Source organism: Ruegeria sp. HU-ET01832, assembly GCF_040371315.1.
In the GTDB taxonomy this organism is placed as follows: Bacteria; Pseudomonadota; Alphaproteobacteria; order Rhodobacterales; family Rhodobacteraceae; genus Ruegeria; species Ruegeria lacuscaerulensis_A.
Window position 1 is genome coordinate 34,223 of sequence record NZ_BAABWL010000007.1, and the last position, 26,497, is coordinate 60,719.

At 59.4% G+C, this 26,497-nt stretch carries 25 protein-coding genes, 1 other RNA gene and 1 riboswitch; of the genes, 13 read left to right on the top strand and 13 right to left on the bottom strand.

What is annotated here, in order from left to right:
• Nucleotides 1-24 precede the first annotated feature (24 nt).
• Entirely contained in the window at nt 25-1,380 is a 1,356-nt protein-coding gene (hemN, locus tag ABWV79_RS19000) for an oxygen-independent coproporphyrinogen III oxidase (protein ID WP_353393948.1), read from the top strand.
• Nucleotides 1,381-1,584: 204 nt separating this feature from the next.
• Nucleotides 1,585-3,513, top strand: a complete 1,929-nt coding sequence (locus ABWV79_RS19005) for an elongation factor G (protein WP_353393950.1) — start codon at nt 1,585-1,587, stop codon at nt 3,511-3,513.
• An 18-nt stretch (nt 3,514-3,531) separates the two neighbouring features.
• On the opposite strand, the gene ABWV79_RS19010 is transcribed toward ABWV79_RS19005, so the two are convergent.
• The 5 genes from ABWV79_RS19010 to ABWV79_RS19030 all read right to left on the bottom strand — a co-directional run bounded on the left by ABWV79_RS19010 (nt 3,532) and on the right by ABWV79_RS19030 (nt 9,897).
• Nucleotides 3,532-5,109: an ABC transporter ATP-binding protein gene (locus ABWV79_RS19010; protein ID WP_353393952.1), complete on the bottom strand. Its 1,578-nt coding sequence runs from the start codon at nt 5,107-5,109 to the stop codon at nt 3,532-3,534.
• A complete protein-coding gene (locus ABWV79_RS19015) occupies nt 5,106-6,212 on the bottom strand; it encodes an ABC transporter permease (protein ID WP_170355323.1) in 1,107 nt (368 codons plus the stop codon). The genes ABWV79_RS19010 and ABWV79_RS19015 overlap by 4 nt, the downstream gene beginning before the upstream one ends.
• A complete protein-coding gene (locus ABWV79_RS19020; protein ID WP_170754462.1) occupies nt 6,213-7,307 on the bottom strand; it encodes a microcin C ABC transporter permease YejB in 1,095 nt (364 codons plus the stop codon). It abuts the gene before it with no gap.
• 1 nt (nt 7,308) lies between these two features.
• The gene (locus tag ABWV79_RS19025) at nt 7,309-9,213 is read right to left on the bottom strand and encodes an extracellular solute-binding protein (protein ID WP_353393955.1); all 1,905 of its coding nucleotides are present in this window, start codon (nt 9,211-9,213) and stop codon (nt 7,309-7,311) included.
• Nucleotides 9,214-9,387: 174 nt separating this feature from the next.
• Nucleotides 9,388-9,897, bottom strand: coding sequence for a c-type cytochrome (locus tag ABWV79_RS19030; protein ID WP_353394261.1), 510 nt, complete (start codon nt 9,895-9,897; stop codon nt 9,388-9,390).
• A 118-nt stretch (nt 9,898-10,015) separates the two neighbouring features.
• Between ABWV79_RS19030 and ABWV79_RS19035 the strand changes: the two genes are divergently transcribed.
• Complete coding sequence (locus ABWV79_RS19035) at nt 10,016-10,849, top strand: prephenate dehydratase (RefSeq protein ID WP_170754465.1); 834 nt, start codon at nt 10,016-10,018, stop codon at nt 10,847-10,849.
• A gap of 30 nt (nt 10,850-10,879) precedes the next feature.
• On the opposite strand, the gene ABWV79_RS19040 is transcribed toward ABWV79_RS19035, so the two are convergent.
• Entirely contained in the window at nt 10,880-11,344 is a 465-nt protein-coding gene (locus ABWV79_RS19040; protein ID WP_170724534.1) for an SRPBCC family protein, read from the bottom strand.
• Between the two features lie 39 nt (nt 11,345-11,383).
• The gene (gene nudC / locus ABWV79_RS19045) at nt 11,384-12,364 is read right to left on the bottom strand and encodes an NAD(+) diphosphatase (RefSeq protein ID WP_170724535.1); all 981 of its coding nucleotides are present in this window, start codon (nt 12,362-12,364) and stop codon (nt 11,384-11,386) included.
• Between the two features lie 178 nt (nt 12,365-12,542).
• Here nudC and ABWV79_RS19050 point away from each other — a divergent pair, with 178 nt between their 5' ends.
• Both ABWV79_RS19050 and ffs read left to right on the top strand, forming a co-directional pair.
• Nucleotides 12,543-14,402: a bifunctional 2',3'-cyclic-nucleotide 2'-phosphodiesterase/3'-nucleotidase gene (locus ABWV79_RS19050; RefSeq protein ID WP_353393958.1), complete on the top strand. Its 1,860-nt coding sequence runs from the start codon at nt 12,543-12,545 to the stop codon at nt 14,400-14,402.
• A gap of 39 nt (nt 14,403-14,441) precedes the next feature.
• An RNA gene (ffs, locus tag ABWV79_RS19055) (signal recognition particle sRNA small type) lies at nt 14,442-14,540 on the top strand.
• 39 nt (nt 14,541-14,579) lie between these two features.
• Here the strand turns inward: ffs and ABWV79_RS19060 are convergent.
• Nucleotides 14,580-15,437 carry an alpha/beta hydrolase family protein gene (locus ABWV79_RS19060; RefSeq protein WP_353393960.1) on the bottom strand — a complete coding sequence of 286 codons (858 nt, stop codon included), beginning with the start codon at nt 15,435-15,437 and terminating at the stop codon, nt 14,580-14,582.
• Nucleotides 15,438-15,573: 136 nt separating this feature from the next.
• Nucleotides 15,574-15,793: riboswitch (cobalamin riboswitch) on the top strand.
• 82 nt (nt 15,794-15,875) lie between these two features.
• Between ABWV79_RS19060 and ABWV79_RS19065 the strand changes: the two genes are divergently transcribed.
• Nucleotides 15,876-16,283 carry a hypothetical protein gene (locus ABWV79_RS19065; RefSeq protein WP_170355331.1) on the top strand — a complete coding sequence of 136 codons (408 nt, stop codon included), beginning with the start codon at nt 15,876-15,878 and terminating at the stop codon, nt 16,281-16,283.
• A 1-nt stretch (nt 16,284) separates the two neighbouring features.
• On the opposite strand, the gene ABWV79_RS19070 is transcribed toward ABWV79_RS19065, so the two are convergent.
• On the bottom strand, nt 16,285-16,773 hold the full coding sequence (locus ABWV79_RS19070; RefSeq protein ID WP_353393962.1) for a protein-tyrosine phosphatase family protein: 489 nt from the start codon (nt 16,771-16,773) through the stop codon (nt 16,285-16,287).
• Between the two features lie 133 nt (nt 16,774-16,906).
• On the opposite strand from ABWV79_RS19070, the gene ABWV79_RS19075 reads away from it, so the two are divergent.
• The 3 genes from ABWV79_RS19075 to recR all read left to right on the top strand — a co-directional run bounded on the left by ABWV79_RS19075 (nt 16,907) and on the right by recR (nt 19,875).
• Nucleotides 16,907-18,658 carry a DNA polymerase III subunit gamma/tau gene (locus ABWV79_RS19075; protein WP_502949870.1) on the top strand — a complete coding sequence of 584 codons (1,752 nt, stop codon included), beginning with the start codon at nt 16,907-16,909 and terminating at the stop codon, nt 18,656-18,658.
• Between the two features lie 215 nt (nt 18,659-18,873).
• Complete coding sequence (locus tag ABWV79_RS19080; RefSeq protein ID WP_170355334.1) at nt 18,874-19,218, top strand: YbaB/EbfC family nucleoid-associated protein; 345 nt, start codon at nt 18,874-18,876, stop codon at nt 19,216-19,218.
• A gap of 63 nt (nt 19,219-19,281) precedes the next feature.
• Nucleotides 19,282-19,875 carry a recombination mediator RecR gene (gene recR / locus ABWV79_RS19085; RefSeq protein ID WP_170355335.1) on the top strand — a complete coding sequence of 198 codons (594 nt, stop codon included), beginning with the start codon at nt 19,282-19,284 and terminating at the stop codon, nt 19,873-19,875.
• Between the two features lie 35 nt (nt 19,876-19,910).
• Here the strand turns inward: recR and ABWV79_RS19090 are convergent, their stop codons facing one another.
• Nucleotides 19,911-20,756 carry an FkbM family methyltransferase gene (locus ABWV79_RS19090; protein ID WP_353393966.1) on the bottom strand — a complete coding sequence of 282 codons (846 nt, stop codon included), beginning with the start codon at nt 20,754-20,756 and terminating at the stop codon, nt 19,911-19,913.
• A gap of 212 nt (nt 20,757-20,968) precedes the next feature.
• On the opposite strand from ABWV79_RS19090, the gene ABWV79_RS19095 reads away from it, so the two are divergent.
• A complete protein-coding gene (locus ABWV79_RS19095) occupies nt 20,969-21,457 on the top strand; it encodes a hypothetical protein (protein ID WP_170355337.1) in 489 nt (162 codons plus the stop codon).
• Here the strand turns inward: ABWV79_RS19095 and ABWV79_RS19100 are convergent.
• Nucleotides 21,454-22,095, bottom strand: a complete 642-nt coding sequence (locus ABWV79_RS19100; RefSeq protein ID WP_170355338.1) for a ribonuclease T2 family protein — start codon at nt 22,093-22,095, stop codon at nt 21,454-21,456. The genes ABWV79_RS19095 and ABWV79_RS19100 overlap by 4 nt on opposite strands.
• A 130-nt stretch (nt 22,096-22,225) precedes the next feature.
• Here ABWV79_RS19100 and ABWV79_RS19105 point away from each other — a divergent pair, with 130 nt between their 5' ends.
• A complete protein-coding gene (locus ABWV79_RS19105; RefSeq protein WP_170724540.1) occupies nt 22,226-22,987 on the top strand; it encodes a DUF1013 domain-containing protein in 762 nt (253 codons plus the stop codon).
• A gap of 53 nt (nt 22,988-23,040) precedes the next feature.
• Nucleotides 23,041-23,433 carry a hypothetical protein gene (locus ABWV79_RS19110; protein WP_353393969.1) on the top strand — a complete coding sequence of 131 codons (393 nt, stop codon included), beginning with the start codon at nt 23,041-23,043 and terminating at the stop codon, nt 23,431-23,433.
• Between the two features lie 38 nt (nt 23,434-23,471).
• On the opposite strand, the gene ABWV79_RS19115 is transcribed toward ABWV79_RS19110, so the two are convergent.
• Both ABWV79_RS19115 and ABWV79_RS19120 read right to left on the bottom strand, forming a co-directional pair.
• Nucleotides 23,472-24,503, bottom strand: coding sequence for a permease (locus ABWV79_RS19115; protein WP_353393971.1), 1,032 nt, complete (start codon nt 24,501-24,503; stop codon nt 23,472-23,474).
• The gene (locus ABWV79_RS19120) at nt 24,496-24,804 is read right to left on the bottom strand and encodes an ArsR/SmtB family transcription factor (RefSeq protein ID WP_353393973.1); all 309 of its coding nucleotides are present in this window, start codon (nt 24,802-24,804) and stop codon (nt 24,496-24,498) included. The genes ABWV79_RS19115 and ABWV79_RS19120 overlap by 8 nt, the downstream gene beginning before the upstream one ends.
• A 116-nt stretch (nt 24,805-24,920) precedes the next feature.
• Between ABWV79_RS19120 and pdxR the strand changes: the two genes are divergently transcribed.
• Nucleotides 24,921-26,381, top strand: coding sequence for a MocR-like pyridoxine biosynthesis transcription factor PdxR (gene pdxR, locus ABWV79_RS19125; protein WP_353393975.1), 1,461 nt, complete (start codon nt 24,921-24,923; stop codon nt 26,379-26,381).
• The last annotated feature ends 116 nt before the right edge of the window (nt 26,382-26,497 follow it).

Below are 26,497 nucleotides of genomic sequence, written 5' to 3' on the forward strand. Positions count from 1 at the left end.
GTGGCGTCCTCTAACCGTACCGTTATGATAGTAAAACCACAACTGGCACGGCTTGGACTATTTGACGCGAAAGTCCCGCGTTACACAAGCTATCCCACCGCCCCCCACTTCAGCAATGACGTAGGGTCAGAGCTTTTTGGAGACTGGATTTCCGGCATCACACCTGGCAGCGAGATCTCGTTGTATATCCACGTTCCTTTCTGCCGCAGGCTATGCTGGTTCTGCGCCTGCCGGACGCAAGGCACCCAAACGGACAATCCGGTCATCGCCTATGTGGATGTCCTCAAAGCCGAGCTGGACCTGCTGGCTGCGCGCTTGCCCCAGGGCGTGACCCTGTCTCGCCTGCATTGGGGCGGCGGTACGCCGACCTTGCTGAACGCGGATCTGATGCGCGAACTGGCGGCGCGAATTCTGGACGTGGTGCCTTTGGGGCCGAACGCCGAATTCTCGGTCGAGATCGACCCCAACGAGATTGACGAGGCACGTTTGGATGCCTTGGCCGAGGCCGGGATGAACCGCGCCTCAATCGGGGTGCAGGATTTCGACGACGAGATACAGAAGACCATCGGCCGCATCCAAAGCTATGACACCACGCGCAAGGCCGTGGACATGATCCGCGAACGCGGCATCACCAGCTTGAACGCCGATATCCTCTATGGTCTGCCGCATCAGACCAAGACCCGGATGACGGAAAGCGTGCAGAAACTGCTGTCGCTCAACCCCGATCGCGTGGCGCTTTATGGCTATGCGCATGTGCCGTGGATGGCCAAACGGCAGCAAATGATCCCCTCGGACGCGCTGCCCACACCGGAACAGAGGCTGGACCTGTTCGACACCGCCCGCCGTCTGTTCATGTGGGACAATTACGCCGAAATCGGCATCGACCACTTCGCCACGCAGGAAGACGGCCTGACCCGCGCGTTGAACGCCGGTAAGCTCAAGCGCAATTTCCAGGGCTATACCGACGATCAGGCCGAGGTTCTGATTGGTATCGGGGCCAGCTCGATCTCGCGCTTTCCGCAGGGCTATGCGCAGAACGCGCCCGCCACGTCGGCTCATACCAAGGCCGTCCGAGAGGGGCGATTCTCAACCTCGCGCGGACACCTGTTTAAAGGTCAGGACGTACTGCGCGCGCGCTTGATCGAGGCGTTGATGTGCGATTTTCAGATCAACACGGCCGAGATTCTGCGTGACCATGATATCACTGTCGCCGAATTGCAGGGCATGTATGCGGATGCCAATGTCGCCTTTGACGGGCTGCTGCGCATCACCGAGGATGGCCTTTACATCCCGCAAGAGGCCCGCGCCCTGACCCGCATGATCGCTCGCAGCTTTGACGCCTATGACCTGAGCAAGGCAGGCCACAGCTCGGCGATCTGACCTCTTTCCGGCGGGCCGGGTTCACGGCCTGCCGACCCCCAACCCGCACAGGGGCTTGACGCAGGCCTCTGGTTTTCTCCACACTCAGGGGGTGCAATCGCACCCCGAGGCAGGCGAATTCGCAGACAGCTATTACCGACGCAACCGCGCCGGACAGCCCTTTTCGTGCAGGTATATCTGCAACCTGAAAGAGGGACAGCACCCATGCGCGTTTTCACCGTCCTCGGCCCCAGCCAATCGGGCAAAACCACTCTGGTCGAGGCCATCAGCCGCCTCGACGGGCGGCCCACCACATTCGACGTGTCCGGGACCGTGCATTTGCACGGTTTTTCTTACCTGGATGAACCCTGGTGCGCCATCGACGTCAACGGGGGCGGCGATAACCTGGCCTATGTTGGGCCAGCCATGGCGATCTCGGACGCGGCGGTCGTGGTCGTTCCACCTGATCCCAACGCGGCCGTCCTCTGCGCCCCCTATCTGCGCCTGGTCGAAGAGGCCGGCATCCCCTGTTTCCTGTTCATCAACCGCATGGACAGCCCCAATGGCCGCATCCGCGACATCATCTCGGCGCTGCAAACCTATTGCACCCATCACATCGCCTTGCGACAGGTGCCAATCCGCGAAGGTGACACGATTGTTGGTGCGGTCGATCTGATTTCGGAACGGGCGTGGAAATACCAAGAGGGCCAGCCCTCCGCCCTGATCGAACTGCCGCAATCGGTCGAGGATCGCGAACAAGAGGCCCGCACCGAACTGCTGGAAACGCTGTCGGATTTCGACGATCACCTGCTGGAACAACTGATCGAAGACAAACAGCCCCCCAGTGGTGAGATTTACGATCTGGCCGCGCAGGTCCTACAGAACCACCAGCTGATCCCTGCCTGTCTGGGCGCGGCCAGCCATGGCAACGGACTGACCCGCCTGATGAAAGCCCTACGGCATGAGGCCCCCGAGTTCGACATCGCTGCCGACCGGGACGAGGCTGCCGAGAACGCCCGCGCCATCGCAGGATTTGCGGATGTGAAAAAGCATATCGGCAAGATCGTCGTCCTGCGGGGCCTAGGTGACGGCGTCAAAGCGCATGAGGCATTGGGCGGTGAGACCGTCGGCAATCTGACCACGCTGGACGCCAAGACCCAGATCGCGGACCTGCCCGCCGGGCAGATCGGACTGGCGGTCAAATCCGATCACCTGAACCCCGGCAACATCTATGACAGCAAAGGCGCGACACCGCTGCCCGAATGGGCCTCGTCGCACCCGGCGGGGCACCGTCAGGTCGTCTCACCCGCGCATGAGCGCGACGACGTGCGCCTGTCCAACGCCCTGTCGCGTCTGATCGAGATCGACCCCGGCCTACATCTGGGACAAGACGACCTGACCGGCCACGCCGTTCTAGGCTCGCAAGGCCCACAGCATATGCGCCGCGTGACGGCGAAGCTGGCCGAGGATTTCGGGATCGAGATCGCCACCGACACCGTCGAAACCGCCTATCGCGAGACGATCCGAGCACCCGTCGAACATCGCCACCGTCACCGCAAACAGTCGGGCGGCGCAGGGCAGTTTGCCGACGTGGTGATCTCAGTCGCGCCAATGCCACGCGGGGCGGGGTTCCAGTTCGAAGAGGTGGTCAAAGGCGGCGCGGTCCCGCGCAACTATATCCCCTCGGTCGAACATGGGGCCAAAGACGCGCTGGAACAGGGGCCCGAAGGCTTTCCCGTGGTTGATGTCAAAGTCACGCTGAGCGATGGCAAGCACCACAACGTCGACAGTTCCGATTATGCCTTCCGCACGGCAGGCAAGAACGCAGTCCGCGAGGCGCTGCCCCAAGCCAAGCCCGTGGTGCTGCAACCGATCCTGAGTGCGGAGATTCACCTGCCCTCGGATTTCGTGGGCGATCTGGTGCCCACAATCAGTTCACTACAGGGGCAAGTTCTTGGGTTTGAGGGCAATCCAAACGCCTCGGGTTGGGAAATATTCAATGCCCAGCTTCCCGCCGTAGCGCAGGATGAGCTGCACCGCACCCTGGCCAGCGCCACGCGCGGCACCGGCTGGGTCAAGCTGAGCTTTGATCACTATGAGGAACTGCGCGGCCCGGTGCCAAAACCGGCCGCCAAGGAGAAAGCCAGCGCGTAAACAAGGAGCGGGCTGGGATCAGCCCGCCGCCGCAATCAGCTCGCGGGTATAGTCCGTCTGCGCGTTCTCGAACAAATCCTTAGCCGTGCCCATCTCGACCACATCGCCGTTGCGCATGACGATCACGTTGTGGGACATGGCGCGTACGACTTTCAGGTCGTGGCTGATGAATAGATAGGCCAGTCCGTATTTGCGCTGCAGATCGCGCAACAGATCAACGATCTGAACTTGAACCGTCATGTCCAGCGCGCTGGTCGGTTCGTCCAGAACCAACAGCTTGGGCCGCAGCACCATGGCGCGCGCGATGGCGATCCGTTGACGCTGCCCGCCTGAGAATTCGTGGGGATATCGGTCCATTGCGGCGGGGTCGAGGCCCACTTCGGTCATCACCTCGGCCACCAGATCACGCGGTGCGCGGTGCGGGTCGACCTTATGAATGGCCAGCCCCTCGGCAATGATCTGCATACAGGTCATCCGAGGGCTGAGGCTGCCGAACGGGTCTTGAAACACGATCTGCATATCCTTGCGCAACCGTCGCAATTCCCGCGTGGACCAGCGGCGCACATCTTGATCGCGGAAAGTAATCCCGCCTTCGGACGCGATCAGCCGCATGATCGCCAGCGCCAGCGTCGTCTTACCCGAGCCGCTTTCGCCGACGATCCCCAGCGTCTCACCCGCGCGTACGCTGAGCGTGGCGTCATTAACCGCTTTCACATGCCCAACGGTGCGTTTCAGAAATCCGCGCTGGATCGGGAACCAGACCTTCAGGTGATCTGTCCGTGCAACCTCTTCGGCATCCGACGCCACCGGATCAGGCTGGCCCGAGGGCTCGGCGCCCAGCAGTTTGCGCGTATAGGGGTGTTGGGGGTTGTCAAAAATCTCGGTCGTGACGCCGGTCTCGACAATCTCACCGTCTTTCATCACGCAGACCCGGTCGGCTATGCGGCGCACGATGCCAAGGTCATGGGTGATGAACAGCATCCCCATGTCTTCGGATTTCTGCAGCTCGGCCAGCAGTTCAAGGATTTGCGCCTGAATGGTCACGTCCAGAGCCGTTGTGGGTTCATCCGCGATCAGAATATCGGGCTTGTTGGCCAGCGCCATGGCGATCATCACACGTTGCCGCTGTCCGCCTGACAACTGATGCGGATAGCTGTCCAGCCGGTCACGCGGATCACGGATGCCCACCTTGGTCAGCAGTTCCACAATCCGGTCTCGTGCAGCATCCCCAGTAACGCCCTGATGCAGCGCCAGCGATTCCGCCATCTGTTTCTGAATCGTATGCAGCGGGTTCAGCGAGGTCATCGGTTCCTGGAAGATAAAGCTGATGTCGTTTCCACGCACATCCATCAACTTGTCCTCTGACGCTCCGATCATTTCATCGCCGTCATACCTGACCGAACCTTCAACGATCGCACTGTCGCCCAGCAACGACACCGTGGACAGCGCCGTCACCGATTTGCCCGACCCGGATTCGCCCACCAAAGCCACGGTTTCCCCACGATCAACGGTAAAGGACACGCCCTTGACCGCCGCCGAGACCTGACCGTCCTGCTTGAACGAGACCTTCAGGTTGTTCACATCCAAAAGGCTCATGAGAAGGTCTTTCTGGGATCAAACGCATCGCGGACGCCTTCGAAGATGAAGACCAGAAGCGACAGCATGATGGCAAAGGTGAAAAACGCGGTAAAGGCCAACCACGGGGCCTGCAGGTTCTGTTTCGCCTGCAAGGTCAGCTCGCCCAGTGATGGGGCCGAGGACGGCAGGCCGAAGCCAAGGAAATCCAGCGAGGCCAAACCGCCAATTGTACCTGTCACGATGAACGGCATGAAGGTCAGCGTCGCCACCATGGCATTGGGCAGCATATGACGGAACATGATCGTCATGTTGCCCACGCCCAGCGCCCGTGCGGCGCGTACGTATTCCAAGTTTCGCGCCCGCAGGAATTCAGCCCGGACGACACCGACCAAGCCCGTCCAACTGAACAGGATCATCAGGATCACCAGCAGCCAGAAACTTCGCCCCAACACCGCAAACATGATGATGATGACATAGAGCGAGGGCGTCGCTGACCAGATCTCAATCACACGCTGAAATATCAGGTCCAGCCAACCGCCAAAGAAGCCCTGAATGGCCCCCGCAAAGATACCGACAATGCTGGCAGCGCCAGTTACCATTAGCGTGAACAGAATGGACAAACGGAAACCATAAATCACCCGCGCCAGCACATCGCGCTTGGTATCATCGGTGCCCAGCAGGTTCTGCCCATTGGGCGGCAGCGGCGCGGCACCTGCACGATCCACGCTGGTGTTAAAGGAATAGGGGATCAGCGGCCAGATTGCCCAGCCGCGTTCGAACCCGTCAGCTTCATAGGTGCCGGCCTCGATCTGTTCGATGATGCCTTCGGGGTCGTCGAAACAGTCTTCAATCCCGCCGCTGTCGATCAGGCACATGACCTCGGGGTCGCGATAGATCGCCTCGGTCTGGAAATCTCCTCCGAACTCCGTTTCGGCGTAGAAATTGAAGATCGGCGTGTAGAATTCGCCCCGGTACTTCAAAAGGATCGGCTTGTCATTGGCGATGAACTCGGCAAATAGCGACAGGCCGAACAGGATCGAAAAGATGATCAGTGACCAGAAGGCCCTGCCATTGCGGCGGAAGTTGCGCCAGCGGCGCTGATTGAGCGGAGAAAGAGCCATTTACCCCTCGCGCTTTTCAAAGTCGATGCGCGGGTCGACCAGCACATACATCAGGTCACTGATGATGCCCACAACCAGCCCCATCAGGCCAAAGATAAACAAGGTGCCAAAGATCACCGGATAATCGCGTGCCACGGCGGCCTCAAAACCAAGTCTGCCCAGACCATCCAGCGAGAAGATCGTCTCGATAATGATCGAGCCACCAAAGAACACACCGATGAACACGGCTGGAAAACCGGCGATCACGATTAGCATCGCGTTGCGGAAAACATGGCCATACAGCACCTTCCGCTCGCTCAGTCCCTTGGCGCGGGCGGTCATGACGTATTGTTTTTTGATCTCGTCCAGAAACGAGTTCTTGGTCAGCAGCGTCAGCGTCGCAAAAGCCGAAATCGTAAGGGCTATGATCGGCAAAGCGATGTGCCAGAAATAGTCCGTAATCTTTCCGAACAGGCTAAGGCTGTCCCAATTGTCCGAGGTCAGCCCCCGCAGCGGGAATATCTGCCAGTAGGACCCACCTGCAAAAAGTACCAGCAACAGGATCGCGAACAGGAAACCGGGTATGGCATAGGCAACAATAATCGCCCCGCTGGTCACGGTATCAAACCGCGATCCGTCCTTGACGGCCTTGCGAATGCCCAGCGGAATCGAGACCAGATAGGCAATCAGGGTCGACCAAAGACCCAGCGAGATCGACACGGGCATCTTTTCCAACACCAGATCGATCACACTGATCGACCGGAAATAGCTCTCGCCAAAATCCAGTGTCAGGTAGTTGCCCATCATAGACAGAAACCGCTCGACCGGCGGTTTGTCGAACCCAAACTCTTTCTCAAGCTCGGCGATGAATTCAGGCGGAAGGCCGCGGGCGCCGACGTATTTGTCGTCAAAGGCCCCTCCGGCGGGTTCAGCGGCCGCTCCGGCGTCACCACTGCCTGCAAAACCGGCAAAGACGTCACCCTGCCCTTCGATTTGAGCAATGATCTGTTCGATCGGTCCACCGGGCACGAACTGAACCAGCGTGAAATTGACAATCATGATGCCCAGAAGGGTCGGAATAACCAGCAACAGGCGTCTTAGAATATAGGCGCCCATGTTAACGCAGTGCGCCTTTTGCCTTCAGGTCAGCCTCTTTTTCAGGGTTTACCCACCAAAGATCCAGATAACCGAGCGTGAAAGGCGGCAGGTTTTCAGGGTATTCGTACATGTCGTAGTAAGCCGTCCAGTAGTCCGCGACATAACCGTCAGGGATGATAAAGAACTCATACCTCAGGACACGGTCCAATGCCATAAGTGCTGCGTCTTGTTCTTCCTGATTTGTCGTATCGAAGGAGGATTCGATGACCGCGTCAACCAAAGGACTGGCCAAACCCGCTGGGTTGAACAGGCTAAAGGCGGCTTCTTCCGAACCGTACATCTGGCTAAGACCGCCGCCCGTCGACAAAAACGACCCATACCGGTTCGAATAAACCATGTCGTAGTCGCGCTCACGACGGCGCAGTGTGAACTGTGACGGATCGACCTTCTCGGCCGAGGCATCCACGCCAATCGCCTGCAGGTTCTGAACGAAAGTCTCGATCATCGTGGCCGTCGATGTGGGAATGCTTGAGGCGTAAGGGATGTTAACCTTCAGCGTCTGCCCTTCAGCGTTGCGCCGCAGATTGCCGTCACCAACCGGCCAACCGGCCTCGTCCAGCAACTTCGAAGCCTTGCGCAGATTTCGACGATCATTCAGGCGCGCCGAATTGGATTCATGAGTAACCAAGGCAGGTTCGCTCAGGACTTCGGCCGGCACAACGTCGCCCAGCGCCTCGAGGAAGGCAAGCTCAGCCCCTTCTGGTGCGCCTGTCGCTTCGAGATGAGTACCCTGCACAAACGAGCTGCGCGGTGAATTGAGACCGAACATCAGCGATTCATTGGCCCATTCGAAATTGAAGGCCAGCGCTATGGCTTTGCGGACATTCTTATCCTCGAACTGCGGCTTTCCCAGATTGAACACGAAACCGGATGGCGTCGGCGGGCTGCCATCCGTAATCTCGTCACGAACGACCGACCCTTGGGTCAGCTTTGGAAAGTCATATCCCGAAGCCCAAAGCTTGGGGTCGCTTTCGATGCGCATTGTATATTCGCCGGCCTTGAACCCTTCGAACGCGGCGGTCTGGTCGGCGAAATACTCGACCCGAATGGTGTCGTAGTTGTTGCGCCCGACATTGATCGGCAAATCCTGCCCCCAATAATCGTCGCGCCGCTTGTAAACGATGCGGCGGTTAATGTCATAGCTATCCAGCTTGTACGGCCCCGACCCAACTGCAACTTCAAGCCGCGGTTCGTCCAGGCGGCGGCTCTCATCGGCCTCGAACCACGCTTTCGAAAACACCGGTGTCGAGCCAACCGTTTCGATCAACCCACGCCGTGTCACTTCGGGACTGAACGTAAACTTGACCGTATGATCATCCAATGCTTCGGCACCGGTGACCATCCGGCCAACGGCCTGCGCATAAGATGGAAGACCCTGTTCGATAAACAGCCGGTGGCTATAGACCACATCTTCGGCAGTTACTGGCGATCCGTCCCAGAATGTCGCTTCGGGCCGGATGTGAAAGATCACGTAGTTGCGGCCTTCGTCATATTCCATACTTTCCGCAAGCAGGCCATAGTATTGACCCACACTATCCGAGGTGCTGTCGATCAACGAGTCGTACTGCAGGGTCGTCAATGCACCGGCACGCCCTTTGCGCGAATACGGGTTCAGAGAGTCGAACGTGCCTGATCCAGCCAGCGACAGCTCGCCACCCTTCGGGGCTTCGGGATTCACATAACCCAGATGCGGATAATCCGCCGGGTAGTCCAGATTACCAAAATAAGAGTACCCATGGCTGCGCGTCACATTTTCTTCTGCGGCGCTGACCCCGCTGCTTGCCCCCATAACAAGCGCTATTCCCAATGCTGCCGCCCAAGGTCGCATATTCGAAACGCGCAGTGCAGGCAGGAGGGGTGTCATGTGGCTCATCCTCTGGATCGTTGTCGTCTTTATTTTCGTACGCGAAGGCTAAAAGGCCAGCGCTGACAGATTCAAGTTTAGAATGCGTGAGCGCTTTGTGAAGTTCTGTTTAGACAAAAAAAAGCCGCTGCACAAAGCAGCGGCTTTCAATTTTTGGAATATCCAAGGACTGGATCAGTTGCCGATTGTCTGCAGATAGGCAATCAGGTCAGCGCGCTCTTGCGGTTTTTTCAAACCCGCAAAGCTCATCGAAGTGCCCGAGATGTAAGCACTTGGGCGCTCGAGGAATGCATCCAGTGCTTCTGGTGTCCAGTTGCCACCATGCGCTTGCATCGAAGCCGAATAGCCGTTGAAACCCTTGGCCGATGCAACAGGGCGGTCAACAACGGCGTAAAGGTAGGGTCCGGTTCCGTTGGCTCCGTCTTCCAGTTTGTGGCAAGCGGTGCATTTGCGGAAAACGCGTGCGCCTTTTTCCGGATCGGCGGCGGCCAGCAGGTCTTCGAACACCACTTCTTCGGCGTTGGCGCTTTCACCAGAGCTTTCGGTTTCAATGATGTAAGAGGCCGTCTCGCCATGACCATCGGCATGGTACAGGCCTTCGGCGGCCCATTTGGCCAGAAGCAGCACCAGGAAGGTGCCAAACAGGCCTGCGGCGGCCTTGGTAACTGTCATCGTGTCGAACATTGATCGCGAGTCCATTTAGCTGTCTTGGGGGTGTCTAAGGCTTCCCCTGACAAGAGGCAAGGTATAGACACCGCGACTAAACGCCCAATCTTGGAACTTGTTGCACGGAATCGACCAAATGACCAAACGTATCGCATTTCAGGGGGAACCCGGCGCCTATAGCCACGAGGCTTGCCGCAACGCGCGCCCCGATATGGAGGCCCTGCCCTGCCGTACCTTCGAGGATGTGATCGAATCGGTTCGGTCAGGTGAAGCCGAACTTGCGATGTTGCCGGTTGAGAATACGACCTACGGCCGAGTGGCCGATATTCACCGCTTGCTGCCCCATAGCGGGCTGCACATTATCGACGAGGCCTTCGTGCGGGTGCATATCAACTTGTTGGCCGTTCCGGGTGCGACGCTGGAGGATGTTACCGAGGCGCATTCCCATCTAGTCTTGCTGCCACAATGCGCGGGCTTCCTGAAACAACACGGCATCCGTGGCCGCGTCAGCCCAGACAATGCCCGCGCCGCGCGCGAAGTGTCCGAACAGGGCGAGGTTCACTCGGCGGCGTTGGCCAGCGAATTGGCCGGAGAGATCTACGGCTTGGACGTTCTGGCCCGCCATATCGAGGATAACGACGACAACACCACTCGTTTTCTGGTGATGTCACGCGAAGCGGACGACGCTCGGCGCGGCGAAAATGGGATGATCACCAGCTTCGTCTTTCAGGTCCGGAATATTCCGGCGGCGCTTTACAAGGCGATGGGCGGATTTGCGACCAACGGTATCAACATGACCAAACTGGAAAGCTATATGGTCGACGGATCCTTTACGGCGACCCAGTTCTACGCTGATATCGTTGGCCATCCAGATGACCGCAACGTGCAACTGGCGATGGACGAGCTGCAGCACTTTACCACCAATGTCGAAGTTCTGGGCGTTTACCCGGCAGCGCAACCGCGCGGTTAGTCAGGCAGATGAACGTTTGTTATCGGTGTTTCAGCCGTGATGATATCGTTCTTCTATCTCTCTCGAGAACTCGCTGAGCCGTGATTGGAAACGTCGTTTGAAGCGTGACTTTCCCAGTCTGATAGACTGCAGGAACAGGCGTGCAGGCAATGATTTTGCAGCCAGACTCAGGTCCACACTCAACCGGGTTCGGCGTTGCGATAAGGCCAGGAAGTCAACCGTCGTCGTACCACTTACGCCCTTTCCTGCCGCGTTGAACTGCATCCTTGCTGGCGGATCACACTCGGTCATCTCGATAGAGACGCGACGCGGCTTGCCACGAAGCTTGAAATCCGCCTGCCATGTGGTGCCCGGCACAACACCCATGTGACCCGAAAGGCGTCTGACTTCGATCCCGCGACGCATTGCCATACGCTCAAAACGTTCAAAATCAGCGACCATTTCAAACACTGCGTTGATGGGTGCGTCGATATCTTCATGTGCTGTGAATTGCATGGTGTCCGAGGCTCTTACCTTTGATTCCCCAATATTCTGTCAATCCAGCGTATCCGCCAGCCAGTGCTGCAAAAGAAAATGCGCGATGGCACCCTTCCGCGCAGGCATCAATGTCGGATGTTCACCAGCAAAGGCCTGCATCATTTCCGACTTGCTGACCCAGATGGCATCTTCGATTTCAATCGGGTCGATTGTAATATCGCGTGACAGCGCCAGACCTGCACACCCAAACATCAGCGACGCGGGAAAGGGCCAGGGTTGGCTGGACAGATAAGTGACTGCTCCGACAGGTACTCCGGCCTCTTCCATCACTTCTCGGCGCACGGCGGCCTCGAGCGTTTCACCGGGTTCGACAAAGCCCGCAAGCAGGGAATACATCCCGTCCGGCCAACCTGGAGACCGCCCCATCAGCACCGAATCTCCATGCGTGATCAGCATGATGACAACCGGGTCCGTGCGCGGGAAATGCTGACCCCCGCAAGACGGACAGCTGCGCTGCCATCCCGCCTGCGCCAAATCACTGGCGGCACCGCAGCGGGCGCAGAAACGGTGCGTCTCGTGCCAGCCGATCACCGCCTTGGCTGTTGCCGCCAGCTCCGCATCCCGAGGGTTCAGACGGGTCATGATCCGACGCAATTCGACAAAAACATGCCCGATGGACAACGCGGGGTGCTGTTGCTGGGAACGGTCGAAGAATGCCCCAACCTCGGAGAGGTCCAGCCCCTCGGCGTCCCACCCCGAGATGTCCAAAGCGAACAGCGGAACGTGATCCGAAATACCTAGAAAGACTGGTTCTTCAACAATTCCGCCCGGTCCATTGCGCAACAGATCGTGCGTCAGCGGCAGCAACGCCAGCCGATCCAGAGCTTCGCCCTCGACCAGCACCTTACCGCGCCACAACATAAGGCATCTTGCATCCGGGTCGTTTGCGACTTGCGCAAGCCCCTCGGGATCGTTGCGCAGATGTGCTGCGCGATCCAGTCCCGACCCGCCAAACGTCACGGTTTCCGCGTATTTCATTGCAATCCCTTCAGGTTGTCGGCACAGGGCTGCCACGAGCGCCGGATCGTTGCAACGACATTTCTGCCTCGTGGGAAATTGAGGAGACAATGTGATCAACTCAAACTCTGCCTTGAAACTTGCGTCAAATACTCTTTTTGTTGAAATAGGTTAACCAAAAACGTCTAAAAGTAGAGTATTGCAACATCCCCCTTCCTCTCTAAGCGCAACGATCAGGATTTTGGGAACCTCGGATCTACATATGAATGTGACCGGGTTTGACTATTATCGGGATGCGCCGGAACCCATGATTGGGTTTACCCGTACAGCCACACTGATCCGGCAAGCTCGAACCGAGGCCAAAGATGCCATGACCATCTTGCTGGATAACGGGGACTCACTACAGGGAACGCCTATTGGGGAATGGGCCGAAACACAAACCCAAACCCGTCATCCTCTGATGGAGGCTTTCGAAGCGCTGGATTACGATGCCATCGGATTGGGAAACCATGATTTCGGCTTCGGCTTGCAGGTTCTGGACCGTATCCTGCGCCAATCCCACTGCCCTGTCTTATGCAGCAACGCGCACCGGTTGGACCGCCCCGGTGCTTGGAGCAGGCAGGCAGTGCTAAGCCGAACCATGAAAGCCGGAGACCGCGAATATCCGATCAAAATCGGCGTTTTTTCAGCCCTGCCGCCGCAAACTGCGAACTGGGAGGCGCACCGGCTAGAGCAAAAGGTCCGCATCGACGATATCCTGTCCACGGCACGACACGTGTCGCAAGAGCTGAAGGCCGCTGGCTGCGATCTTGTGATCGCGCTGGCGCATTCCGGGATTGGCACCGTGCAACCGGAGCCGAATCTGGAAAACGCCGTGATTCCCCTTGCGGCCATCGGACCGATCGATGCGATCATAGCGGGACATTCACATCTAACTTTGCCGGGCGCGTCGCATGAAGGGTTTGCATTCGTGGACAGTGCCAAAGGTCAAGTGCACGGCAAGCCGGCTGTCATGCCGGGCAGTGCAGGGTCGCATCTTGGTGTGATTGACCTGACGATGAAACTTGGTGACGACGGAAAATGGCATGTAGAAACGCACCGTTCACACCTGAAGGCAATCGCACCCGACTTTGTTGGCGCTGAGGTTCCGGAAGACCCCGAACTGTCGCGGATTTTTGCCAAGGCGCACCGCGAAACTCGCGCGCAGTGCAACACGCCCGTTGGACACACGTCGCATCATCTGCACAGCTATTTCAGCTTTTGCGCCTGGGATCGCGGTCTGGCGCTTGTGGCTGCCGCGCAAGCCGCAGCATTGCGGCAGCATATGCAGGGAACTGCCAATGCGGGGCTACCCGTCTTGTCGGCAGTTGCACCGTCGAAATTCGGCGGTCGTGCAGGACCTCGGTTTTTCACCGATATCCCACCCGGGCAGATATGTACGCGCCATGTTGCCGACCTGAACGTGTTTCCGAACGAGATGCAGGCCGTCATTGTCTCGGGCACTGAAATCAGGGATTGGCTGGAAATGTCCGCTGGCGTGCTGAACCAGATGCGCCCGAATGAACAATCGGACCTTGTGGATACGAATCGCGCCGGACATAATTTTGACGTGCTGCACGGGCTAACTTACGCACTAGATCTAGCATCTCCGGCGCGGTTCGACGCAGGTGGCGCAATACTTCATCCCAACAGCCATCGGGTTCGCGAATTGCGATTCAACGGCCGCCCTATCGACGCAGATCAGCGCTTTGTTGTCGCGTTGAACAACTATCGCGCCAACGGAGGCGGGAATTTCCCGTTTGCCGAAAACGCGACCCGAATTCCTCTGCCAATCCTTCCGATTCAGCATGTTTTACGGGATTACCTGTCGGGCGTCTTACCGATGGACCCTTTGGAAGAGGCGTCCCAGCCTTTTCGGTTGTCACCCATACCCGGTGCCCATGCGCTTGTGAAAACCGGAGCGGCCGCTGACCAACATCTGGAAGAACTGGCACGCTATCGCGCCAAAGTCATCGGTCCGGATGCGAAAGGTTTTCTGAATATTCTGCTCTCCCTCTGACGGGTTGCCAAGCATGAACCAAATGCCTATATCCACCGTTGAGAGGTTGGCGCGGGCGAGCGCCTCGCCAACCTGGTCAGGTCCGGAAGGAAGCAGCCACAACGAGCCCCGCTTGGGTCGATGTCCAACCTCTCACTTCATCCCCCGACAGTTTTGACCGGTTTAGACGCGCAGCACTTATGCGATCAAGCGCGGCCATAGGGACGCGTTGCGACGCGCGAACGCGCCGATATGGCCAATGTCCTTCAGTCCGAATTCCTGCGGTGACAGTACATGACGCCGAGCGCTGGAGCCGTACAGATCTGCCAACCGCCAAACGGCTTCGGGCGGAACCATCTGGTCGTCCTCGAAAGTGAACAGATCGACCGGTTTGCCTTTCTCTGCCCAGGTTGCGGCTGGTAGCGTTTTTCCGATTTCAGGCAGATAGTTTTGGGGCGCCGTGCACCACTTACGCCACTGCCAGTAAACCGGTGCAGGCAGGTCGGCCCCAAATCCCACTGCCTTTCCTGGCAGGTATCCAACGGTTTTTACTGCCAGCGGAACATGTCCATACCAGAACAAGGACGCCAGCGCGCGATAAGGCCAAGGGTGATCACTGATTGTCACCAGCCCCGAACACACACAGATCATGCGATCTATATGGTCGATATCAGGTTGTATTGGCCCCAGCATCCCTCCGACCGAGTGCCCTATGCTCCAGTGTTCTGCGTGTGGGTAACGCTGGCGCATTTCCGCTCTGGCGGCGGGCATGTCGGTCAGCGCCCAATCCGCCATCTTTACTCGCGATTCCTGCAGTAGTCCGGTCAGTGAGTGGCCAAAGTCACGATAGTCGTAGGTCAGGCAGGCGATCCCCTGATCCGCTGCCAGCCAATGCGCGAAATGCTGATAGTAATCCCTCGGGACACCGGTCGCACCATGTATAACCACGGCGACTTTGGGATCGGTCACGGGCCGGTACAGGCGTGCCGACAGCATTGCCGAACCGGCAGAAAACCGAAAATCCTCGGTCAGGACGGGGGGTGTATCATCCAGCATAGCGTTGCTCACCTGATCTGAACTGTTCGGTTCACCCCTTATCCCCACTTCTTTGGCCGGGCTGAGTCAAGGGCGCATCAAGATGACCACACGTCCACTTTGCGCGCGCGCCCGCTTGACTCAAAGCCCGCTCAACCGCTAGCGATGGCGTGATGGTTCTTGTCCCGTGTCGGGACAAGATGAAAAGGGAACACGGTGCGGTTCTGCCCGGTCATGCCGGAACGATCCAATGCCGCGACTGCCCCCGCAACTGTAAGCGGTGAGCAATGCCGAAATACCACTGGCCCGCAAGGCTGGGAAGGTCGGCAACGCGATGACCCGCAAGTCAGGAGACCTGCCATCAAAGCAAAACTGTAACTCGGGCGGGGTGTCCGGGCGGGATTGTCAGCGCGCTGTCACACCTGATCCATGCCCCGTTCCCCGCGCGGAGGGCGCATTATGATCTGGAAGACAAAAACGCATCAATTCAGTGCAACCCTATGTCAGAAAACCGGCAAGACCTGCCCGGCTTTAGCGCAGATGGCACGGGCTATTGTGCAAGCGATGGAATCCGCGGTGCCTGCCACGTCGGAAGAATTCGCATTGGACGGCAGCGGAGAGCTGGGCCATTGCCCACAGGGCTGCATCGCCCGATTCCGCGCCCAGAAAGATCAAATTCGCATCTTCTGCGGCACCAGCACGGACGCCTCGCTCGACGCGTTGGATGGTTATGCGGATATGCTGTTCGGCCCCGTTGCTGCGGCCCGTCCGGCCGGCCAGTTACCAGTGCCGCCCTGTGCCATGCTTGAAGTGTCAGAGCTGGCCCCGGCGCAACCAGCACAGCCCCAGCAGCATCTGGCGCTGTAACTCAGTCCGGCGCGCAGGTTGCCCAACGCATCTGTCCGTCGGTTTCAACCGCACAGGGCCGCACGGCGCGCAGGCGGCGCAACGCCGCGTCGGAGGCGATGCCCTGTTCGACCATAAGCCGCAGGGCGATCATGCCCGACCGCCCGCACCCGCCCCGGCAATGCACCAGCACCCGCCCTCCACGCGCCAGAATTTGCGCGGCAGACTGGCTGATCCGGGGCCAAGCGGCCTCGGTGTCCGGCGACGGCGCGCCAAAATCTTCAATCGGCAGGTGCGTCCAGGTTATGCCCTCGGCGTGCAGGTCATCTCCCAGTTTTCCCGCCCCGGCCTGCTCCATCTCGGAGCTTGTGGTCATCGAAATCACAAGATCGGGCCGCCAGCGGCGAATGATATCCAAATCCCGCGCATACTCCCCCGCGCGCCCCGGCAGCGGCGACAGCGCGACATGACCGGCCCCGACCTCGACCACGTGAATTGCAAATGGCTCCATCCCCGGCCTCCTTTTCACATAGCTTCTATGCTGTGCAAACTGACCTGCAAACCGAATTTCCCCCAAGGCGGCGGTGGACGCGGGCGGCGGGGGTCTCTAGGCTGCGTCGGAACCCGAATCCGACAGAGCAGATATGACCGACACGCCCAGCCCCGCCTATCAGGTTCTTGCCCGCAAATACCGCCCGGAAACCTTCGCCGATCTGGTCGGTCAGGACGCCATGGTACGCACGCTGAAAAACGCATTCGAGGCGGATCGGATCGCACAAGCCTTTATCATGACCGGCATTCGCGGCACCGGCAAAACCACCACGGCCCGGATCATCGCCAAAGGCATGAACTGCATCGGCCCCGATGGCGAGGGCAAACCGACGACCGAACCCTGCGGCCAGTGCGAACATTGTGTGGCGATCATGGAAGGTCGCCATGTGGACGTGATGGAGATGGACGCCGCCAGCCGGACCGGTGTGAACGATATTCGCGAGATCATCGACAGCGTCCGCTACCGCGCGGCCTCGGCCCGCTATAAGATCTATATCATCGACGAGGTCCACATGCTGTCGACCAGCGCCTTCAACGCGCTGCTCAAGACGCTTGAGGAACCGCCCGAGCATGTGAAGTTTATCTTTGCCACCACCGAGATTCGCAAAGTGCCGGTGACGGTCCTATCCCGATGTCAGCGCTTTGACCTGCGACGGATCGAGCCCGAGGACATGATCGGCCTGCTGCGCAAGATCGCCGATGCCGAAGGCGCACAGATCGCCGAAGACGCGATGGCACTAATCACCCGCGCCGCCGAGGGTTCAGCCCGCGATGCGACCTCTCTGCTGGATCAGGCGATTTCACACGGCGCCGGGGAAACCAGCGCCGATCAGGTGCGCGCGATGCTGGGTCTGGCCGACCGGGGCCGAGTGCTGGACCTGATGGACATGATCCTGCGCGGCGATGCCGCCGGGGCGCTGACCGAACTTGGCGCGCAATATGCCGAAGGCGCCGACCCGCTGGCCGTGCTGCGCGATCTGGCCGAGATCACTCATTGGGTGTCGGTGGTAAAGATCACGCCGGATGCCGCTGAAGACCCGACCGTTTCCCCTGATGAACGCGCGCGGGGTCAGCAAATGGCCGAGGCCCTGCCGATGCGGGTCCTGACCCGCATGTGGCAGATGTTGTTGAAAGCGCTCGAGGAAGTCTCAGCCGCGCCCAACGCCATGATGGCCGCCGAGATGGCCGTTATCCGCCTGACCCATGTGTCTGACCTGCCCAGCCCAGAAGAACTGATCAAACGGTTGCAAGACGCGCCTCCCCCACCGCCTAACGGCGGGCCCGGCGGCGGAATGACCGCACCATCACACGCCGCGCAGGCCCCGGTGGCCTCCACTTATGCGCCGCCCATTCGCGGCGGGGCCGGAGCGCCCACGGCCGCACTGGCGCAGGATGTGCAAACGGCATTGGCCCGATACCCGAGTTTTGAACATGTGGTCGAACTGATCCGCACCAACCGGGATGTGAAACTGCTGGTTGAGGTCGAAAACGGCGTCCGGCTGGTTTCGTACCAACCCGGACGGATCGAGTTCACGCCAACAGACTCAGCCCCAACCGATCTGGCCGCCCGCATGGGCACCGCACTCCAACGCTGGACCGGCAATCGGTGGGCGGTGACGATCGTGGCCAACGGTGAGGCGGCCACCATCGCGGAAATCCGTGATGCCGCCGATCTGGCGCTAAAGGCCGAGGCCGAACAGCACCCGCTGGTGCAGGCGGTGCTGGCTCAATTCCCCAAAGCCAAGATCAAACGCATCGAAACCCCCGAAGAACGCGCCGCCAAGGTCGAAACCGAAGCGCTGCCCGAGGTCGAAGACGAATGGGACCCGTTCGAGGAGGACTAACCCTCCCGCGCCCGCCACGGGCCATCGGCTGACGCCGATACCCCTGAGCGGCCTTGGGCCCGGCAGAGCGCGGGCGTTGCCCGCGCTCTGCCGGGCCCAACGGGAGGAGAGGTCTTGCAAAAGACCGCGACGACGGGCGGGAGGGCACTGCCCCCTTGTGCCGCACGGGCGCTGTCCGTATCTAGGCGACAAACCGATTAGCAGGAGAAAACGTAATGCTTAAAGGACTCGGCGGTCTGGGCGATATGGCCAAGATGATGAAATCCGCGCAGGATCTGCAGACCAAGATGACCGACATGCAAGAAGAACTCAACAATCTGATGGTTGTCGGCGAATCCGGTGCTGGACTGGTCAAAGCCACTGCCACCGCCAAGGGCGAACTCAAAGGTCTGGACATCGACCCCTCGATCTTCAACGGCGACGACAAAGAGGTCGTCGAAGACCTGATCCTCGCCGCTATCAAGGACGCGCAGACCAAAGCCGCCGAACGCGCGCAGGCAGAGATGGCCAAGCTGACCGAAAGCATGGGTTTGCCCGCAGACATCAAGCTGCCGTTCTGATAGACACTCCTGACGGTCCAAAGGCCGGGCACCCTGCCCGGCCCCTGTGCAGGGGTACGCGCGTTGAGTTCGAACAGCGACATCGACAATCTGATCGACCTGATGGCCAAACTGCCGGGGCTTGGGCCCCGCTCGGCCCGTCGCGCGGTGCTGCACCTGATCCGCAAACGTGCGCTGCTGTTGACACCCCTGTCGGACGCCATGCAGCAGGTCGCCATCACCGCCCGCGAATGCTTGAACTGCGGCAACGTGGGCACCACGGACATTTGTGACATCTGCGACGCCGAGGCCCGCGCCACCGGAGAGCTGTGCGTAGTCGAAGACGTAGCCGACCTCTGGGCGATGGAACGCGCAGGCGTGTTCAAAGGCCGCTATCACGTGCTGGGCGGGACACTCTCGGCACTGGACGGCGTCGGCCCGGACGAACTGCGCATCCCGCGCCTCAAAGATCGCGTCACTGCAGAAGGGATCACCGAGGTCATCCTCGCCCTGAACGCCACCGTCGATGGCCAGACCACAGCCCATTACATCGCCGACCAGCTAGAGGGTCAGGTGCGCCTGACCTCACTCGCTCAGGGTGTGCCGATTGGTGGCGAGTTGGATTATCTGGATGACGGAACGATCACGGCAGCGCTGCGGGCGCGCAAGGAGATCTAGCGAACCATACCAGACCTAAATAGCAGGTTAAGAGGTCAGGACAGCTCGCGCCTCGACAGGAAAACATCGGCCCATCTGCGGTCTGTACCGGATAGATAATGCATGCATTGTTCCGCGTCTGTCCGCTGCAGTCTTTTGTTCCTGCTACCCATGATATAAACAAAGTCAAACGCCTTCAGGACCGCGGCAAAGGCCTGGGCGTCGAATTCAGGCTTTGGTATCCGCCACCCTTCGAACACCGCCAAATCAACGCGCTGCCAGAATCCGAGTGGAAGTTCGCTCATCAGCACCTCATCCAAACCTTGGGTATCAGATTTCCAAATCAACCGTCGCTTTCGGGCCTCATCCCCCATGCAATCGTCAAGCAACTGCTCCGATATCTTGCGGATCGGGGCTTTGATCACGTGATGGTTTCTGCCCGCTACTGCATTCTCATTGAACGAAAAATTTCCTCCGTTCACATCGTCAGTAAAAAAGGTCAACTCACCATCTGTCGTTCCCAGACCGAAGTTATGGACCGTCGCAGTTGGCATCCCGCCGATATTTCGCGCAAGATGCTCGACATTGTCCGGGCTGGGTTCGAAACAGGAAGCGGAATGCACGTTCTGGTAATTGAGCAGCACCTGCCGCGTATAGAGCCCGACATTCGCCCCGACATCAATAAGATGGTAAGAGGCTGCATCGCAAACCTGACCAATGAAGCGTGTTTCGTTGAAATTCCACTCGTGCTGCTGCGCGACATGAGGAAAGATCGAGCCATCGGTTAGAAGCGAGATCTCGTCCCCCCGCTCAAACGTTCCACGAAGGGGGCTTTCCTCGGACAGCCGAATTTGCACCGAGGTGCAGGTACGTCGAAGAAAACGTATCTGTTGACGGTTCATCATGTGATCCTGAATAGTGAAAACATCTAATCTCGAACAACGGCCACCACCGGCATTACCCGATCGCGCACAAAATGGAACAATTGCGCCTGCTTCTCAAGATTTGATAGAAACGTTCGGCGCATTTGGCGCTTTAGATGCGCCGGACTTTGGTATCAACTCGATTCCGAATGCGAGCGTCCGTTATTCGACATATTTCAGGAGCTTAACCAATGCCTCGTCTTCTTGCTCTTTTGTTAACGGCAGTCACAACAACAACAGCGTTTGCACAAGACCTTATCGACAAGGGTTTCGTCGAGGGTTGGAACATCATGATGGACCCTGCGCTTGGGAATGGGTGCCTGATCCAGACGATTTATCAGGATCTCTCGGTCGTGCGTATCGGGTATGACGCGTTGGACAAACGCGGTTATTTCGCCGTCTACAACAAGGCCTGGGGCGAGATCGAACAGGGCGAGAGCTATCCGATCCGTTTTGAACTGGACGGCAAGAGTTTCGACGCCACCGCCATAGGCTTCAACCAACGCGACGTTCCCGGCGCGACGGTTTTCTTTACCGACCGCAGTTTCGTCGAGGCCATTGCGCAGAACAAGATAATGACTGTCTACAACCCCGAAGGTCAGACCGTGATGGCGATTGACCTGAAAGGCACAGCCAAAGCGCTGGACTATGCGCGGGATTGCCAGAACCGCAAACTCTAACGAATCGGATCAAACAGTGCGTCTTTGGCCGCGCAATCGCGGATCACGTCGCGACCGCAGGGAACAGGATCAAGATCGCGGGACAGGCAAAGGCGGACCTCTTCGATATAGCCCTGTTTGCAGGTGACGGTGATCATGTCGCGCTCTAGCGCAGGGTTTTCCTTTAGAAACGCCTCTTCCACCACCGAGGCGGGCAGTTTGACCGCCCCGTCTAGCTTGCGGAACACAGGCGGGCGGGTGACGCCCTCATAGGCCGCGCGCGACAAAGCGTAGTAGTCCGCTGCAGACAGGCCCGAACAGGTTCCGTGCTTCTTCCACTGGTGCCACGCCAGCCCAGAGGTGCCTTGAATATCCGCCATCTCGCGCGTCATCGCGCGCGACGGCGGCGCCTTGACCGTCGGGCAATAAGACGGCCAGCCTTGATGATATTGCGGCCAAAGCCCGTGCAGGATCCACCCATGATCATGCCGCGCATCGCATTGATCAGAGCCGCGCGCATCACCTTCGCGGGCACACCAGTTGGGCGACCAGCTCAGCGACAGGACGTAATAGTCGAAAACGCCCGCCTTCTCTCCATCGGCCAGTGCGACCAGCCCGCTGAACGCCCACATGACCAGCGCTAGAATCCCGTGACGCATTCGCCTCTTCCCTTCTTGCCTTTGCGCGACTATATAGGCCCGAAGTTCCCCGACAACGGAAACCTGCCCCAAGATCACGGGGCCGCCGAATTCCGGCGACGGGACAGATGTATTTACAGGAGACGGGCTGATGGCAAAACCGCTTATGGCCAAAGCAACCGCCGTTTGGCTGGTGGACAACACCACGATCAGCTTCAAGCAGATCGCGGATTTCGTAGGAATGCACGAGCTTGAGGTGCAGGGTATCGCCGATGGCGACGTGGCCGCCGGTGTCAAAGGGTTCGACCCCATCGCCAACAACCAGCTGACCCAGGAAGAAATCGACTCGGCGCAGAACAACCCGCTGCACAAGCTGAAGCTCAAGTTCAACGCCGCTGCGGCAGGCGAGGAAAAGCGCCGCGGCCCGCGCTATACCCCTCTGTCCAAGCGTCAGGACCGTCCGAACTCGATCCTGTGGCTGGTCAAATTTCACCCGGAACTCAGCGACGGCCAGATCGCCAAGCTGGTCGGCACCACCAAGCCCACCATCCAGTCGATCCGTGAGCGTACCCATTGGAACATCGCCAACATGCAGCCGATCGACCCGGTTGCGCTGGGCCTGTGCAAACAGTCCGAGCTGGACGCGATTGTCCAGAAAGCCGCCGCGAAGAAAGCCGCCGAAGGTGGCGTCATGAGCGATGATGAACGCCGCAAGCTGGTCTCGACCGAGCAGTCGCTGGAAATGGACGCCGCGCCGAAAATCCCGACGGCCATCGAGGGGCTCGAAACCTTCTCGCTGTCCGATGATCCGGTCGAGGAAAAAGACGATGAGCCGGTCATCGACGCCGATAGCTTCTTCAACCTGCCCAAAGGTGGCGGCGACGAGGAAGAAGACGAAGATCCGCGCTTCTGATACCCAATCAGCCCCGGTCCGAAACGGCCGGGGCTTTTTTGCCCGAGATACCTATGCTGAATGTCTTGTCTTCTGTATTCGGCCCGCACCGTGCGGTGTCGATCTATGCGTTTCTGAAAACATGGGGCCTGCTGATGGTGGCGATCGTCGGCACAATCTCGATCGCGGCGGCGCTGCTGATACTCAACGATGACGGCGCGCATGAACACGACTCGTACCTGACGGTTGCGGTTCTGACGGCGACCCCAATGAACGGGGACTTGAAACACGGCGTTATCGCGTCGGTTAAGCTGCCCGACGGGTCCACCATCTCGATCGACGAATCCAAGGAACACGTGGCGCGCACCGTCGGCGATACGGCCTGCGTCGAAAAACGCGTTTACGTCAATAGCGGGGAAGCAAGGTACCGCTTCAAAATGCCGAGCCTCTGCGAGGCCAACCAATAAGCAAAACCGCCCGGAGGCATCTCCGGGCGGTTTTTCCTTTAGATCATCTGGAAGACGATCCCTGAGATTATCGCGCCCGTAATCCCCAATCCAAGATAGGTCGCAAAGACCCGTGGCTTGACCAGCGACCATACGGCAGCCATCGCCGGGATCGAGCTGACCGCGCCTGCGATCATGAACGACATGGCAGCGCCTGCGCTCATGCCCTGCTCGGTTAGCCCCGCCAGCAGCGGCGGCGCGACGTATGAGTTCAGGTAAGCGGGCATCCCCACCAGCGCCGCGATGACAATCGGCACGACGCCTTCGCCCCCAACCACACGCGCGATCAGGTCGGCAGGCACATAGCTGACCAGAAGCGCCTCGAGCACATAGGCCAAAGCCAGCCATTTCAGCAGGAACATCCCGTTCTGGACAAACTCAGCCCGGAACCGCGTGCGGCGTTCCGGTTCCTGCCAGAATTTCCAGACCGGCTTGTCGTCCTGTTTCGGACCACAGCCGCAGCACCCGGCGGGTTTGTAGACACGCAGAGGCTCGGCGAACGCCCCACCGCGCATCAAGGCACGCACCACGAAGCCTCCGAACAGACCCAAAGCAACGGCGGCGACGGCCTTGCCTATGGCAAACGGCCAACCCAGCGCGCCCGCCGTGATCAGCAGGGTCGGCGGGTCGATCAGCGGTGAGCTCAACCAAAACGCCATCACCGCCGACAAAGGCGCGCCCAGCGCCAGCAGACCGGCGATGAAGGGGATCACCTCGCATGAACAGAACGGGGCAAGGCCACCGAACAGGGCGGCGAGGAAAATCATCCGCGTCTCGCGCCCCTCAAAGGCGCGGGCGACCATGACCTCGGCACCGGTGGCCTTGAGGTAGGATAGGAGCAGAACTGCGAACAGAATATACTGCCCGGTATGCGCCAGCGCTTTGCTCGCGAAGATTACCACCTCACCCCAGTTTCCGGGGTCCAGAACGGCAACCGCGATCAGAATAGCCACGATCACCACCCAGGGCGTTTTGATCAACTCCAGCGCAGCTTTGGCTTGGACCTTCGGGTTTTGCGTTAACTCAGCCATCGTTTGCGGCCTTTCCGACTTCGTCGGCGCAGCACTCGGACAGAATGAACTGCGCCAAAGCGCGCAGCTCGTCATAGCTGGCGCGGTTGATGGTGGTGCGACCGATCTTTTCCTGCAGCACGACCCCTCCGGCGGCCAGAAAGCGCAGGTGATGGGCAAGAGTAGAGGGCGCAATTCCGGTGCGTTCCTGAATCTCACCAACCGTCAGCCCGGCCTGACCGGCGCGGACCAGCGTTTTGAGAACCTTCAACCGGGCCTCGGACCCCATGGCCGAAAATCCCGCAGCAGCGGCTTCCCACATTTCGTAACTCCATTAAACTAGATTTCTAGTTATTTAGGTTAATGTCGCGCACCCGTCAACGACAAAACGCGTAAGTCCAGATTGCTCACCACATAAGTCCACCCTATAAGACTTGAATGGGCATCTCAGTCGACACCTTCTTTCTGGAACTCAACGGTCAGGGCACGTTGCAGGCGCAGATCCAGCAAATGATTGCCGAAGGCATCCTGTCGGGTCGTTTTCATGTGGGCGAGAAGCTGCCCTCGTCCCGCAAACTGGCGGCCCATTTGGGGGTCAGCCGGATCACGGTGACACTGGCCTATACGGAACTGCTGGCCAATGACTATCTGACCGCCAAGGGCCGGTCGGGGTATTACGTGTCGGAAAACGCGCCAGTGCCCCCGAAATACACGCCCACCCCGCGCGGCGACGAGACGGTTGACTGGACCACGGCACTGGCCCGCCGATTCTCGGACGGGGACACCCTGACCAAGCCTGCTGACTGGCGCGACTACCGCTATCCGTTCATCTACGGTCAGGCCGACCGGTCGCTGTTCGATCATGCCAACTGGCGCCTGTGCGCAGTTAGGGCGCTGGGGCACAAGGATTTCGATTCTCTGACCGGCGATTACGTGGATCAGGATGACCCGCTGCTGGTCGAATTCATCGCCCGCCACACCCTGCCCCGCCGCGGCATCGCCGCCCGCCCCGAAGAGATTTTGATCACCATGGGCGCGCAGAACGCGCTTTGGCTGGCCTCTCGCATTCTGTTGAACCACAACCGAACTGCGGTGATCGAAGACCCATGTTATTACGCCCTGCGCGATCTTCTGAACCATTCCGATTGCAAAGTGGCCCCAGTCGCAGTGGATCGCGATGGGTTGCCACCCGAGGCGCTGCCCGATCAGACCGATGTGATCTTTACCACCCCCAGCCACCAAAGCCCGACCACAGCCACCATGCCCGTGGACCGACGCACCACCCTGCTGGCCCGCGCCCGCGAATTGGACGCCATGGTGGTCGAGGATGACTATGAATTCGAAATGGCCTTTCTGGGTGCGCCCTCGCCCGCGCTCAAATCGATGGACCGGGATGGGCGGGTGATCTATGTAGGCAGCTTTTCCAAATCGCTGTTCCCTGGCCTGCGCCTTGGCTACATGGTTGGGTCCGAGCCGTTCATCCGCGAGGCCCGCGCCCTGCGGTCGCTGGTTCTGCGCCACCCGCCGGGGCATATCCAGCGCACGGCAGCCTATTTCCTTTCCCTTGGCCATTATGACGCGCAGATCCGGCGGATGTCCAAAGCACTGGCGCAGCGGCGCGCGGCGCTGGATCAGGCCGTTGAACAGCACGGCCTGACCGTGGCCGGGCGCGGCGTGCTGGGCGGCTCATCCATCTGGATGTCGGCACCGGATCATATGGACACGGCCCGGCTAGCTCAGGAACTACAGGGCCAGAGCGTTCATATCGAGCCCGGCGCGCCCTTTTTTTCCAGCCCTGACCGGCCGCAGAATTTCTACCGTCTGGGATATTCTTCGATCGCGCCGGATCGCATCAATCCGGGCATAAAACGCATCGCCGAGGCAATCCGCGCCTGTTAGCGCAACACTGGACCTATTCCGCCGCGCATTCTGGCCCTAACGCCGCCCCGCGCCATCCGTCAAAACCGTATCTAAAGGCAGGGCAAGAGCCCCGGCCATTCCACATATGCGCGGAG

What these genes read in the sequence shown, in the direction of transcription:
- ABWV79_RS19035 (WP_170754465.1), top strand. Translation starts at nt 10,016, where the DNA reads ATGACCAAACGTATCGCATTTCAGGGGGAACCCGGCGCCTATAGCCAC.
- ABWV79_RS19080 (WP_170355334.1), top strand. Translation starts at nt 18,874, where the DNA reads ATGCTTAAAGGACTCGGCGGTCTGGGCGATATGGCCAAGATGATGAAA.
- hemN (WP_353393948.1), top strand. Translation starts at nt 25, where the DNA reads ATGATAGTAAAACCACAACTGGCACGGCTTGGACTATTTGACGCGAAA.
- ABWV79_RS19030 (WP_353394261.1), bottom strand. Translation starts at nt 9,897, where the DNA reads ATGTTCGACACGATGACAGTTACCAAGGCCGCCGCAGGCCTGTTTGGC.
- pdxR (WP_353393975.1), top strand. Translation starts at nt 24,921, where the DNA reads ATGGGCATCTCAGTCGACACCTTCTTTCTGGAACTCAACGGTCAGGGC.
- ABWV79_RS19095 (WP_170355337.1), top strand. Translation starts at nt 20,969, where the DNA reads ATGCCTCGTCTTCTTGCTCTTTTGTTAACGGCAGTCACAACAACAACA.
- ABWV79_RS19090 (WP_353393966.1), bottom strand. Translation starts at nt 20,756, where the DNA reads ATGAACCGTCAACAGATACGTTTTCTTCGACGTACCTGCACCTCGGTG.
- ABWV79_RS19110 (WP_353393969.1), top strand. Translation starts at nt 23,041, where the DNA reads ATGCTGAATGTCTTGTCTTCTGTATTCGGCCCGCACCGTGCGGTGTCG.
- ABWV79_RS19040 (WP_170724534.1), bottom strand. Translation starts at nt 11,344, where the DNA reads ATGCAATTCACAGCACATGAAGATATCGACGCACCCATCAACGCAGTG.
- ABWV79_RS19060 (WP_353393960.1), bottom strand. Translation starts at nt 15,437, where the DNA reads ATGCTGGATGATACACCCCCCGTCCTGACCGAGGATTTTCGGTTTTCT.
- nudC (WP_170724535.1), bottom strand. Translation starts at nt 12,364, where the DNA reads ATGAAATACGCGGAAACCGTGACGTTTGGCGGGTCGGGACTGGATCGC.
- ABWV79_RS19020 (WP_170754462.1), bottom strand. Translation starts at nt 7,307, where the DNA reads ATGGGCGCCTATATTCTAAGACGCCTGTTGCTGGTTATTCCGACCCTT.
- ABWV79_RS19065 (WP_170355331.1), top strand. Translation starts at nt 15,876, where the DNA reads ATGATCTGGAAGACAAAAACGCATCAATTCAGTGCAACCCTATGTCAG.
- ABWV79_RS19115 (WP_353393971.1), bottom strand. Translation starts at nt 24,503, where the DNA reads ATGGCTGAGTTAACGCAAAACCCGAAGGTCCAAGCCAAAGCTGCGCTG.
- ABWV79_RS19025 (WP_353393955.1), bottom strand. Translation starts at nt 9,213, where the DNA reads ATGACACCCCTCCTGCCTGCACTGCGCGTTTCGAATATGCGACCTTGG.
- ABWV79_RS19075 (WP_502949870.1), top strand. Translation starts at nt 16,907, where the DNA reads ATGACCGACACGCCCAGCCCCGCCTATCAGGTTCTTGCCCGCAAATAC.
- ABWV79_RS19100 (WP_170355338.1), bottom strand. Translation starts at nt 22,095, where the DNA reads ATGCGTCACGGGATTCTAGCGCTGGTCATGTGGGCGTTCAGCGGGCTG.
- ABWV79_RS19010 (WP_353393952.1), bottom strand. Translation starts at nt 5,109, where the DNA reads ATGAGCCTTTTGGATGTGAACAACCTGAAGGTCTCGTTCAAGCAGGAC.
- ABWV79_RS19120 (WP_353393973.1), bottom strand. Translation starts at nt 24,804, where the DNA reads ATGTGGGAAGCCGCTGCTGCGGGATTTTCGGCCATGGGGTCCGAGGCC.
- ABWV79_RS19070 (WP_353393962.1), bottom strand. Translation starts at nt 16,773, where the DNA reads ATGGAGCCATTTGCAATTCACGTGGTCGAGGTCGGGGCCGGTCATGTC.
- ABWV79_RS19005 (WP_353393950.1), top strand. Translation starts at nt 1,585, where the DNA reads ATGCGCGTTTTCACCGTCCTCGGCCCCAGCCAATCGGGCAAAACCACT.
- ABWV79_RS19105 (WP_170724540.1), top strand. Translation starts at nt 22,226, where the DNA reads ATGGCAAAACCGCTTATGGCCAAAGCAACCGCCGTTTGGCTGGTGGAC.
- ABWV79_RS19015 (WP_170355323.1), bottom strand. Translation starts at nt 6,212, where the DNA reads ATGGCTCTTTCTCCGCTCAATCAGCGCCGCTGGCGCAACTTCCGCCGC.